The 11,482-nt window shown below is 64.5% G+C and carries 10 protein-coding genes and 3 pseudogenes; 7 read left to right on the plus strand and 6 right to left on the minus strand.

Translation table 11 applies throughout. The features are described from left to right. On the minus strand, positions 1-515 hold a 515-nt coding region (locus ACZ5IK_RS15915), incomplete at its 3' end, for a transposase family protein (RefSeq protein ID WP_465488336.1). Positions 516-812: 297 nt separating this feature from the next. Here ACZ5IK_RS15915 and ligD point away from each other — a divergent pair. The 3 genes and pseudogenes from ligD (at position 813) to ACZ5IK_RS15930 (ending at position 3,057) form a co-directional block, all read left to right on the plus strand. Next, positions 813-1,286: a non-homologous end-joining DNA ligase LigD gene (gene ligD / locus ACZ5IK_RS15920; protein ID WP_465488337.1), complete on the plus strand. Its 474-nt coding sequence runs from the start codon at positions 813-815 to the stop codon at positions 1,284-1,286. A gap of 61 nt (positions 1,287-1,347) precedes the next feature. After that, complete coding sequence (locus ACZ5IK_RS15925) at positions 1,348-1,794, plus strand: site-specific integrase (RefSeq protein ID WP_465488338.1); 447 nt, start codon at positions 1,348-1,350, stop codon at positions 1,792-1,794. Then, positions 1,772-3,057 (plus strand): annotated as a pseudogene (locus tag ACZ5IK_RS15930) (IS256 family transposase). The gene ACZ5IK_RS15925 and the pseudogene ACZ5IK_RS15930 overlap by 23 nt, the downstream one beginning before the upstream one ends. Positions 3,058-3,325: 268 nt before the next feature. Here the strand turns inward: ACZ5IK_RS15930 and ACZ5IK_RS15935 are convergent. Further along, positions 3,326-4,201: a hypothetical protein gene (locus tag ACZ5IK_RS15935; RefSeq protein WP_465488339.1), complete on the minus strand. Its 876-nt coding sequence runs from the start codon at positions 4,199-4,201 to the stop codon at positions 3,326-3,328. A 295-nt stretch (positions 4,202-4,496) separates the two neighbouring features. On the opposite strand from ACZ5IK_RS15935, the pseudogene ACZ5IK_RS15940 reads away from it, so the two are divergent. Continuing rightward, positions 4,497-5,232: pseudogene (locus ACZ5IK_RS15940) on the plus strand (transposase family protein). 162 nt (positions 5,233-5,394) lie between these two features. Here the strand turns inward: ACZ5IK_RS15940 and ACZ5IK_RS15945 are convergent. Both ACZ5IK_RS15945 and ACZ5IK_RS15950 read right to left on the minus strand, forming a co-directional pair. Further along, the gene (locus tag ACZ5IK_RS15945) at positions 5,395-5,946 is read right to left on the minus strand and encodes a hypothetical protein (protein ID WP_465488340.1); all 552 of its coding nucleotides are present in this window, start codon (positions 5,944-5,946) and stop codon (positions 5,395-5,397) included. Continuing rightward, entirely contained in the window at positions 5,943-6,377 is a 435-nt protein-coding gene (locus ACZ5IK_RS15950) for a hypothetical protein (protein WP_465488341.1), read from the minus strand. The genes ACZ5IK_RS15945 and ACZ5IK_RS15950 overlap by 4 nt, the downstream gene beginning before the upstream one ends. Before the next feature lie 281 nt (positions 6,378-6,658). On the opposite strand from ACZ5IK_RS15950, the gene ACZ5IK_RS15955 reads away from it, so the two are divergent. Continuing rightward, positions 6,659-7,972: an AlbA family DNA-binding domain-containing protein gene (locus ACZ5IK_RS15955; protein WP_465488342.1), complete on the plus strand. Its 1,314-nt coding sequence runs from the start codon at positions 6,659-6,661 to the stop codon at positions 7,970-7,972. Between the two features lie 623 nt (positions 7,973-8,595). Here ACZ5IK_RS15955 and ACZ5IK_RS15960 read toward each other — a convergent pair. Beyond that, complete coding sequence (locus ACZ5IK_RS15960) at positions 8,596-8,943, minus strand: hypothetical protein (RefSeq protein WP_465488343.1); 348 nt, start codon at positions 8,941-8,943, stop codon at positions 8,596-8,598. 951 nt (positions 8,944-9,894) lie between these two features. Between ACZ5IK_RS15960 and ACZ5IK_RS15965 the strand changes: the two genes are divergently transcribed. Further along, complete coding sequence (locus ACZ5IK_RS15965; protein ID WP_465488514.1) at positions 9,895-10,032, plus strand: hypothetical protein; 138 nt, start codon at positions 9,895-9,897, stop codon at positions 10,030-10,032. 148 nt (positions 10,033-10,180) lie between these two features. On the opposite strand, the pseudogene ACZ5IK_RS15970 reads toward ACZ5IK_RS15965, so the two are convergent. Then, positions 10,181-10,318: pseudogene (locus ACZ5IK_RS15970) on the minus strand (hypothetical protein); the annotation flags it as partial. Between the two features lie 449 nt (positions 10,319-10,767). On the opposite strand from ACZ5IK_RS15970, the gene ACZ5IK_RS15975 reads away from it, so the two are divergent. After that, the gene (locus ACZ5IK_RS15975; RefSeq protein WP_465488344.1) at positions 10,768-11,439 is read left to right on the plus strand and encodes a Crp/Fnr family transcriptional regulator; all 672 of its coding nucleotides are present in this window, start codon (positions 10,768-10,770) and stop codon (positions 11,437-11,439) included. Positions 11,440-11,482 lie beyond the last annotated feature (43 nt).

Here is an 11,482-nt window from a genome sequence, read left to right on the forward strand (position 1 = left end):
GCCGCTCCGCGGCGGGAATCGCAGTTCCCGCCCCGCAGCCGCCCGGCCAGGATCACCGGCGCGCAGACCGGGGACGACAGGGTGGCGATCAGGTGGTTCAGGCCGCGGACCCCGTTGTAGGCGAACCCGCTGCCCTGCTTGGCGTGACCGTAGGTTTCCTTGATCTTCGCGTCGATATCGATGAACGCGAGCCTTTCGACACCGGCCAGCAGCGACGGAACCCGCCCCGCCAGCCGGACCACCGCCTCCGAGGCCACCGACGCGAGCTGACGGACATGGCCGTGGGTGAAACCCCGCAGCCACGACCCGCAGGTCGAGGGCGCCCGCAGACCGGTGAACAACCGGCGCATCCCGCCATGCCGGACCACGTCCAGGTCCTCGATCGAGTCCGCCCCGGCCACCATCCCAGCCACGACCGAGAGTGCTTTCGCACCCGAGTGCGCCCCGACCGCCACCAGCCGCAGCACCGGCACCAGCCCCGCGCACGACACGAGACCCGCATCATCGAACCTCACCGACACCGATCCGGCGGTATGAGAAGATCGCATCCAGCAGATGCCCTCTCGCTAGGTGGTTTTTGTTCCGTCGCAAGAACAATCATCCCAAGCCAGAGGGCATTTGCGTCCCCGGACACACCCCAAACACCACATCAACACCGGTGGATCCAGGACAAACAGCCCCACGACGTATACCTGCCCCAGCCACGACACCGGCTCTCGTCCGAACCGCGATCTGCCCAAGCCGCCCCACCCGCCACAGAGACCGAGCACGCCGAGACCCAGCCACCGAAGGCCTCCGGCACCAAGATCACCGTGCAGGCCGGAGCCCGGCAACTCACACTGTCGAACCTGGACAAACCGCTGTACCTGGACAGGTTCACCAAAGGCGAAGTCGTGAACTACTTCTCGCGCATCGCGCCCGTGCTGCTCCCCTACCTCGCCGAACGGCCGATCACGGTCATCCGGTTCCCCGACGGCGTCGACGGCGAGCAGTTCTTCGAGAAGAACATCCCCCGCGGCGCCCCCGACTGGCTACCCACCGTCAAACTGCCGAGCACCGGCACCCGGAGCCGCCAAGGCGCACGCGGCGAACCGATCGAATACCCACTGTTCAAGGAGCTGGCGGCGCTGGTGTGGTCAGCGAACAGGGCCGCACTGGAAATCCACGTCCCCCAGTACGCTGTCGATCTCGGCCCAGCACCAGCGCGCCGTCCGCCGGACCGGCTGGTATTCGACCTCGACCCCGGCCTGTTGACCGGACTAAGGAGCGACACGCCGACGTTGTGATATGACTCGGTTGACCTTGATCGGTAGATCTCACACACCTTGAACACGAAGGTGGTGTGAGTTGTTCGATGACATGGGCCGGGACATTGCGGCGATCGAGCTGCCCCGGTGGGGTCGGGTGATGCTGGCCGAGGGTACGGTGCCGTGGCTGGTGGTCGATGACGACGGCGTGCCGATAGAGCCGATCCGCCGATACCTGACCGATTTCATGGCCAGGGACACCAGCCTTGCGTCGGTACGCAGCTACGCATACACGCTGCTGCGCTGGTGGCGGTGGTTACGAGCAGTCGAGGTTGCCTGGGACAAGGCAACCCCGGCCGAAGTCCGCGACTTTGTGCTGTGGCTGAAACAGGCCAGCAAACCGCGCCGGTCGGACCGGACGGTGTCGGCGGCCACGGCGGGCACGGGGCCGTGTCATGACAACCGTGTAAGCCACGGATGGACCAAGATCGGGTCGCTGACCGCGACCCAGAAAGGCTCCATCTGTGACCGAGAACACATCGTCTGATCGGGCCGCGGGATCCGCGGCCGGCGAGGTACTCGCTCGTGTGCTGCCGCAGGAAACGCTTGATGCGTTGGTGAAAGACGCGTATGCGAACGGCGGGGCGCTGGGTGCGCAAGAATTGCTGAACGAGATGACCAAGGCGGTGCTCGAACGGGCGCTGGACGCGGAAATGACCCATCATCTCGGCTATGAGAAAGGAGACCCCGCCGGGAACGGGTCCGGGAACTCCCGGAACGGCAGGTCCCCGAAACCGTGTCCACCACCAACGGCCCGGTCGAGCTGGCGGTGCCGCGCGACCGGAATGGTTCGTTCGAACCGGCGATCGTGCCGAAACGCACACGCAGGCTGGGCAATATCGACGAGGCGATCCTGTCGCTGTATTCGCGAGGCATGACCACCCGGGACATCGAATCCCATTTGCGCGAAGTATATGGCGTGAACGTGTCACGGGAACTGATCTCCAACGTGACCGAAGTGGTGACCGACGAGATCGCGTTGTGGCAATCCCGGCCCCTGGATGAGATGTACCCGATCCTCTATGTCGACGGCCTGCGGCTGCGGATCAAGGACAAGGGCGTGGTCACCTCCAAGGTCGCCTACCTGGCCATCGGCGTGGACATGGAAGGCCGTAAACACGCCCTCGGACTCTGGATCGCCGACACCGAAGCGGCGAAATTCTGGGCCAAAGTCGTCACCGACCTGCGCAACCGTGGTGTGAAAGACATCCTGATCGCCTGCTGCGACGGCCTGACCGGCCTGCCCGACGCGATCCGCGGCGCGTTTCCCGACACCGTGGTCCAAACCTGCGTTGTGCACGTGATCCGCAACGCCATGCGCTTCATCTCCTATGGCGACCGGAAGAAAGTCGCCGCAGCCATGCGGGACATCTACACCGCGCCGACACTCGAGGCAGCCGAGATCGCACTCACCCGTTTCGACAAAGACTTCGGCACGCAATACCCGGCCGCGATCCAGGTGTGGCGGCACACCTGGAACGAATTCACCCCATTCCTTGACTATCCACCCGAACTCCGCAGGATCGTCTACACCACGAACCTGATCGAGAACATCAACTTCCAGCTCCGGAAAATCACCAAGAATCGCGGCCATTTCGACAGCGACACCGACGCAACAAAACTGCTCTACCTCGGACTCCGCAACATCACCAGCAACCGAGGCGGACCATCAGGAACAGGAACCCGAGGCTGGAAACAGGCACTAAACACCCTCGCCGCACTCTTCCCAGATCGCCTGCCACTCCACTAGAATAAGAGAAGAAATCATCCGTGGCTTACACGGAAATCATGACAGAGCCGACCTGTTCTCGGCGGGCCCGTCCCGAGGCGGTCAAACCGCCACCATCCGGGTACCTCACAACCTCGGTCTAGACCCACAAGGAGCGAAGATCACGTCGACACGCCGCACCTGACCAAGATCATTCAGACCTCGGCACTTCAATCTCTGTAAGGCCTCACATCAGACAACTGTCGCTCGGCCGAAGAGTATCCCGTTCGGCGCTTTGTACACTTCGAACTCAACCCCGGCCCCATAGCGTGAGATCGAACTTCAGGTCCGGATTCTCCCTGCCGCCGTGGCTGACGACGTCGGCAAGATTAATCCAGGCAATATTTCCCGAGTCGGTGACCACACAGAATGCGGATTGCCCGATCTTTAAGTCGCCCACCTTGATGGTTCCGGGCGCCGCGTTGGTTTGAGCAATTTTCGAGCACTCTTCGCCGGTTTGAGGTTGTCGCGTTGGGGCGGTGCCCACGAATGGGGCGCTCGCCTTCCTGAAGTGCAGGTCGCAGTTGTTGTCATCGTACTTCAAGTCGTCCCCGTCGCCGACATCATCAACATGCACAGCCGGAACATCAAGATCAATTCCGGTGACACTGCAGTCGGATGTGGTCGGTGCGCCGACCGTGATGCGCTGCTGAGACTTGATCTTGTAAGAGGTGCTGATAGTTGAGGAAGTCGCAGTTCCATTCTCAGGCACGCCCACCGTACTGGAAGTCCCTGCCGCAGGAGGGATTGTCGTGCCAGCCGGAAGGGCAATACTTGGACTAGACCGGGGGGTCGCCGTCGGGCGCGCCGTTGTCGTGCGAGTGATCACTACAGTCAAGACCACGGTGACCATCAGAACGACGACCACAAAGAAAATAACAAGAAGTAGTTTACGCCGACGGGAGAATAGCGTCTCCTCCGACGGCGACGTCGGCGACTGAAGGGCCTCAATTGCGACTTCGACAATCTTGCGCGTAAGTTCCTCCGCCGCAGCTGGATCACCCTCCGCACGCAAGTGATCAAGCTTCTTCAGCATCGCGTCAGGATCTCCGTCGGCAACCGCCTCCTTCAGATTCTGTCGAACTTTCTCCGCATACTCTGCCGAGTTCTCGTTCTGCTCACTCACCGCTTCCCCCTGGTGGCCGAAAGTGTGTCTCGCTGCGTTCCTCGCGACAGGGGCCCTGTCACTCAGTCAGCGCAGGGTATACCTGGCACATTTGATCTTCGAAAGGGGTGTCCGCCGTAGTGACGATCTAACGTTTTCAACGAATGATCACCAGCTTGCCCAAGCTGAGCGAAATAGCCGTAAGTGTGGCGACCGTGTCGGGCACATTTGCCCTGCGTGCACGGGATAGGGTCACCGGCAATCGTCCCCACAATGTTCGTGTGATGCAGGTGATCCAGCGTCGCGGCCGGATAGGATTATCCCGTTCACCGGGCTGGAGCCGGGCCAGTTCCGCAAGCTCGTGCGGCTGGCCGCGAGACGAGGCTGGATGAGATCGCCGACGGCCGCCCGGGCCGGCAGTAGGCGTTACCACTGGCCGATCGCGTGTTGCTGGTCGCAACGTATTGACGGACGAATCTGACGATGCGACAGATCAGGCCGTTATTCGGAGTGTCGCTTCGGCAGCGCATCAGGTGATCGTCAAGATCGGTCTACTGTTGACCCTGGCTCCGGTCCGCAAACGCCGGGTGGATGTATGCAGTCGCGTTCGTGGACGGCACACTGGCGCCCACCCGGGTTCACCGGCTGGCGACACCGTCGAAGAACTACCGGTACTCGGCTAACGTGCAGGTCGCGATCGACGCCGAGACCTGGCTGGTGATCGCGACCGGTGACCCACAGCCGGGCAGCCGCAACGACTGCACCGTCTACCGTGACTCGGGCATAGCCGAGCAACTCGCCGGTCGGCCGGTGATGGCCGACGGCAGCTACCAAGGCAACCCGGCGATCGTCATGCCCTACCGCAAACTCGCGACGACAGCGAACTCCCGAACTGGAAAGAGGAGCTCAACGCCACCCACCGCAAGGTCCGCGCTCGCGTCGAACACGTCCTGGCCCGGATGAAGAAATACAAGATCCTTCGCGACTACCGCCGCGCTGCCAGCACGGTGTCCGGAATCGCGCGCCTGCACAACGTCCTCCGCGAAGCCTGACGCAACACCAGCCTCACCAGCCACTCCTTCAGTAACGAGACATCGCTTAGGCCGGCCCCGGAACACAGGCCGACACTGACCCGAGAGCGCCACGGTCACCCCAGACCGGCACATGCCGCTCGAAGCTGACGTGACCATCCGGGCAGTGGGACGGTCTGCGGTTCACGAGTCGCCGCGCTCGGCAAGGCGCTCCAGCACCCGGGGCGCGAGTTCAGCGGGGGTGAGCCGATACCGGCGCCAACGATCTTGCGAGCCGGGCTTCAGCGAGGCATAGAACCGCAGGTGCCCCCGGCTGTTCGGTGCGCCGGCCTGCGCGGCGAAGTCCTCACTCGGCACCAGCCACGCCGCCATCAAGCGCGCCTCAACGATGTCCACAGCGACGAACAGGAGATCCAGATCAGGGCGCGGCCGGAATGTCTGCGAACGGACGAACGCCACGAAGGATCCGGCCTGGACTCGTTTGCTGTCCGACATCCGGGACTTGACCTGCACGGCCAGCGTGGCCGAGCTACCGCGACGGTTGAACACCAGGTCCACACCCTCATCGTCCACCAGCGACGTGGCCGCGTTCAGCTCGCCACGAGACGCGAGAATGCACGCCGACGCCACCAGGTACTCGACGGCCTTACCCATCCGGCCCGCCGACGGGGACTTGTCCCGATAGTCCTCCTCGGACTCGTCCGCTTCGGTGGTCTCGAGATCCGGCTCGCTCACACCGCCTCCGCGATGACAGCGGCCCAGCTACCACGCCACCGCTCGACATCGGAAGTGTGCACGCTGTAGTGCTTGCTGTCTGGATTCCGGGGCCGCGTCCCCACCCGTGCCCTGAAGGCCGCGTAGCGCTGCTCGACGTCGGCACGAAACCAGCCTGCGGGGATCACGTAGAACTCCGGGTGTTCTGGGATGAAGTCCACCAGCACCAACACCTCGGTGTCCGCCAGAAGCGGCCGGGTGACGTCGGTGACCTGCCACTCCCCTGTCCGCCGTGCGGTTACCTGCGCGAGTTTGCCGTTGAGACCCAGCCGGTACCGGCGCGCTTCGGGTTTCACCTCGGCAGGACAACGGGTCCGGACGATCGCTTCGGCCACCGCCAAATGAGCGGCGACCGCGTGAACCTGGTCGTTGTTCAACGTGGAGAGATCCACCGATGCTCCTTCGCCGCGTGCCGGTACGGTCGTTCTTGCCCAGTCGTTCCGTCGGAAAGAGACACGGGCTGTGTGGATAGTCGTGAGACGAGGCGAGTTCGTTCCACTCCAGCAGCAATCGGCTTGCTGAGGCAGCTGACCACGCGGCGCACGAGTGGATCCGGCCGCCGGCGACGGCGCGACATCACCGGGCCTCAGACGTGAGATGGGACCCGGCCAGCGGATCCGTCTGCCGGTGTGGCGTGACGATGTCGCCCTCCGGCCGCGACTACCATCCGGGGATGCCGATCATGTGGTCGCGAATCCACGCTGAACTGGGTGTTTCTCCCACTCCGCTGACCCACGAGCTGGTGATGCGGGCGATCGAGGTTGGGATGGCCGAGTCGGAAGATCTCGACTGGAAACAGGCCCTGCCGCCGGAGGTTGACAAGAAGCGGTGGGAGTTCGCCAAGGACGTCGCCGCGATGGCCAACACCCGCGGCGGCCTGATCATCTACGGAGTAAGGGAAGACAACGAGCGAGCTGTCGAGCTGACTGGTGTTCCGAACGGCGAGCGCGACCGCCAAGCCCTCCGCTCCTACGCCAACGGCCGCGTTCGACCGCTGGTCGACGGTCTCCTGATCGAGGCGCTGGACGACCCCGGCGAAAACGGGCTTCGTGGCCTGATCGCCGTGTTCGTCCCGCCCAGCCCGGACGCACCCCACGTGATCGGTGAGAAGAACGCCCTGGGTGTCCCGTACCGGTACGGGACCGACACGAACTGGATGTCGGAAAGCCAGCTCGAACGCGCCTACCGCGACCGGTTCACCCGGCGCGCCGACGACCGGACGGCGCTGACCGCGCTGATCGACGGCATGATCCCGGAGATCGACCTGGAGAACGGCATCTGGGTAACGGTGTCGGCCCGGCCGGTCGCACCCCTACCGCTCCTGCACACACGACCGGACCGCGACGGGGCGACCGCGACGATGCGCGACGCGGATCAGCTGGCGTCCGACTTCTTCGGCCATGAACAAGAACGTCTCCCGATGCTGAATCAGCTTCCTGACAACGCGGTGAACAACCCGCGGACCGGCCTCCGGCGCTGGGTAATCCGGTCGAACCACTTCTCATCGAACCCCCAGGAACTCATCGACTGGGGCCTGGTGGAACTCCACCATGACGGCTCGATCGCGGTGGCGATCGGGCTGGCCGGGTTCACCCGCGGCACCGAGATTGCCCGAGGTGACGAGGATGTCTCGTATGTTCCGTACCGGCTCGTCGACGCGGTGATCGCCGACGCGGTCGCTGTGGCCGCGGTTCACGTTCGCCATCTCGGAGGTATCGGGACGATCCTGGCCCGCGCCGCGTTGCTGCGAGACGAAACCACCGGCCGGTTACCGCTGGTCGCAATCGACAACCGGCTGGGCGGCGGATATGCGTTGTCTTCCCTGTACCACCAGGTGCAGGGCTCGCGGGCAGTTCGCCGGCCCGTCTCGGTTGAAGCCGCCTTCTCTGCCGACGATGACGTTGCTGCACTACGCGGCGCGGCCCGCCAACTCGCAGATGATCTCGACCAGCAGTTCGGAATTCCTGGTTCGACCATCCCGGCTTGATCCGACTGCACGGATGGTCCGGCGCCTTCAATCGGCGGGCTGGTGAACTGTGGCCTGACGTGTTCGACGCGCCATCAGCACGGGCCCCGACCGCGGTGCTGGGGCGGTGTAACCGGCACTCTTCGAGTGCTCGACTCAGCCTGCTTGACCCGGTTACGTTGGGCCGGGAACAAACTCTTCGGGACGTAGAGGCTTGCCTTGCACCGTTGCGTCATCGAACAGCACGGAGCTTCGGTAAGTCGCCTCGTCGAACGAGGCGCCGCTAGCTCGGAGTTCCGCGGCGACGATACAGGCACGCGCGTGACTCCGGAGGTCGAGATCGCCCGTGTCGGCGAGATGCGCAGCAATGGCATCGATTAGCTAGTGCTCGCGAAGGTAGATCGTCTTCGGGCGTCCCGCGGCACATGCCCCAGAGTATTCCGCGACCGCTGAACAGGCGATCGCGGAAAGCCACACGTCCGCACAAGCACGGGAGACCGTATCCGGATACCGTCTTGAACGGCGAACAGAGCATCGACGTCGCCCCAACGGAGCACCGGGAATCGACAGAATTCGACCGCGACATGACCGGCACTGGGCCACTGGCTACGAAGCTCCCACGGCGGGCGGGCTACCAATCGGCTTCAGAACCTGATTCCCCCTTGGATATCCCGGGCTTGCACCACGTTGCCGCCGATCTGACCGGAGACGTGGTTCGTCACGCCGTTGGACTCAGCGTACTGCTCGACCGTTGCTCGTTCCCATTCCTGCCGCAACTGCTCGCCGAACACTGGGTCGGTAGCCTGCTTTTTCTCCAGGGTGGCGGCGAGTTCGTCCACTTCCGCAGAGTCCTCTGCGGCGCCTTCCGCGGCATCAAGTACCGCAGACGCGTCGGGGTCGTCGGCGAACTTAGCTTTGATCAACTGGTACAGCCCGACTACCGCACGTCCCGCAGCGGCAGCGGCGATCGACACAAGTACAGGCTCAGGCATAGCAATCCTCTCCGTGGCGCGCTAATAGCGCATCGGCTCACAGGCGAGCATAAAGGGCAAAAGTCATGGCGCGCAGGCACCTACGCCATGACGGTAGTACGGTCGCCAGCACCTCCCCGATGGGGAACGTGCCTATGTTGCGGAGACGCTTCGGACGAAGTTCCTGGCCTGGCATAGCCCCACTGAACCAGCGGGTTGCCGAGATCGAGCTAGTCTGTCAGGCCCGACCTCGGCGGAGCCAGGCTTTCGCTCAGCGACCGCTGCTAAGACGGCCACACATGCTGCCGTGGCATATTGCTGTTCGTAAGAGCGGATGTGCCGCTCTTCGACGTGAGGGGACGTTGGCGGGCCGACCCGCCAGCCGTCGCCAGGCGGCACCCAACCCCTCCGACAAGTTCCGGGGAGACGGTCTGCGTCGCCGGCCTGAGCCTCGATCCGGCTCGGCCGGGCTGGATACGGCTGTACCGCTATCGCCGAGACGACGATGCGCCGGCTGCGCCGAGGCGCCACCATGGACTGCAAGTCTCTGGCCCGGACTAGACCGAAGAAGATCACCGCTCTTCGGACCAGCCGCCATCAGGGCTGGTCGCCGAGCCAGCAGGCCAAGATCGAGGCCCACATACGGCAGATCAACTCTTCGGCAACGAGAACCGAAGTCCGCTCTGGGCACCCCAGCTCGCCGGTGCGTATCACTACGCGTGCGAGGAACCCCGACTGCAGCGGCCACAAGCAAGGCTTCATCGACTGAGACTTCGTCGCGTTCCAACTGCATTTCGGCGGTTAAGCACCTCAGAGGCGGAGCAACGGCTTCGGCAAGCGGTTCCTCCGCGAAATCTGCAGCCCCGACCGTGACGTCACCTTCTACGTCGGCAACGTGGCAGCCCACACCGGGCGTTCGGCGTCCTGGGCGTCTACTACCCACCGCGTCGCAGGTCAGGACCGCGGTAGCCGATGGGCGGTCTCGCCGAGCACGATGTCTCGGTGGCGACGTCGCTGGTCCGCCTCGAAACACAGCACCGCGATGCACTCGGCCACCCGAGGTCGTCCAAACTCGTCTGCGCTTCGGCGTTGCCGAGCAGCTCGACGTAGCAGGCCTTCGCCTGGCTGAGCTCCGCCTCGTTGCCGGCGAATCCGGAACAGTTCCCTTCCAGGTTCCCCAGCTCGCGACGGTGGTCGTAGACGACCCGACCTCGGCCAGGGCCTGTCCGAGCGCGGTCTTGTTGAAGCCCCGTCTACGAGAGATCGGCGTCAACCTCACGTCCACCAGCCGCGTCACACCGCGCCGGACCAGGTCCCCCACGACCGACCCGATCTCCTGCCCCTCGTACCCGGCGCCGATGGCGCCGTCCCGAAGCCGCGTCGCGCTGATGCTCATGCCCGACACCCAGCCACGACTGCGCCCATTCGACGACCCTGCACCGAGCTACAGCTTCCCGAGCAGCAGGCGGCCCCCGTCACGCACCAACGACCACGCGCAAGCGGCTGTCGGCTTACTGCCTCGCGCACGCCGTCGATCCGCTTGAGTCATGCTCGGGCAGGACGGGACACGACCCCAAGGTCGCTCTTCGTCACGTGGCTCCCGAGGTCCGGTAGCCATCCCGCCGAAGTTTCGCGTGCGCGGCGTTCACCGATACAGACAAGCCGGTGACCAGGAACAGCCCGATCGCCGACATGGTCAGCTGATGCCGTGGACGGATCCGACCACGATTCGTCCACTGAGGACAGTCCCGTCCCACCCCGGCGCGGATTCGCGTGAGACAACGGGTCCGGCTGAACGGGTGATTCGCCCGGCACCCAGTCTCCGACCGGCTATTGTGATTGGTCGTGCCAGATGATCATGCACACCGGGGGTTTCGCGCGCTCGTCCCCGAACGCACCTGGTCGACATTGTGCAAGCTCGGCTTCCGACGCGCGTTCAGCAAGGGCGAGCCCATCTTCGTACGTGGCGCCCCGGCGACCTCGGTTCTGCTGCTGACGTCCGGGCGGGTCGAAGTGGGGTGCCACACCGAGGACGGCGACTACCGCCTCATCGCCCTGCGCGGCGCCGGTGACGTGATCGGCGAGGTGGCGTTCGAGGTCGGCGGGGTGCGCACCGCGGACGTTTACGCGTTGGAACGCTGCACAGCGTTTGCAGTGCCCTCAGGCACTTTCGAGCGCGTGCTTGTCGCCGACGGCGTCCACCGGGAGGTCGGCCGGTACGTGGCGGCCAAGCTGCAACGGGCGGGTCAAGACTCGGTGGACATGTTGAGCCTTCCCCCGTTGCGGCGGATCGCGCGGTTGATGGTGCAGTTAGCCGACTTGGCCGAACCGGGACATGACCCTCGCCTGATCCCGCTCTCGCAGACCCGGCTCGGGCACGTGCTGGGGCTGTCCCGCAGCCTCGTTGCCGGCCTGGTCGCCCAGCTGCGCCAGGAAGGCGTCCTGAGCTCCGAGCGCAACCTGACCGTCGAACGGTTCGACAAGCTCCGGCGTCACGCATACCCGAATCAAAAGTGACGCAGGTCACTTCTGTTCGTCTTCTGGTGGACATTACCCCGCG

This window comes from Amycolatopsis sp. NPDC031561, from assembly GCF_055580625.1.

Bases quoted from the DNA above. Each gene is read 5' to 3' on its own strand.
- ACZ5IK_RS15965 (WP_465488514.1), top strand. From the start codon at position 9,895: ATGGGCGGTCTCGCCGAGCACGATGTCTCGGTGGCGACGTCGCTGGTC.
- ACZ5IK_RS15960 (WP_465488343.1), bottom strand. From the start codon at position 8,943: ATGCCTGAGCCTGTACTTGTGTCGATCGCCGCTGCCGCTGCGGGACGT.
- ACZ5IK_RS15955 (WP_465488342.1), top strand. From the start codon at position 6,659: ATGCCGATCATGTGGTCGCGAATCCACGCTGAACTGGGTGTTTCTCCC.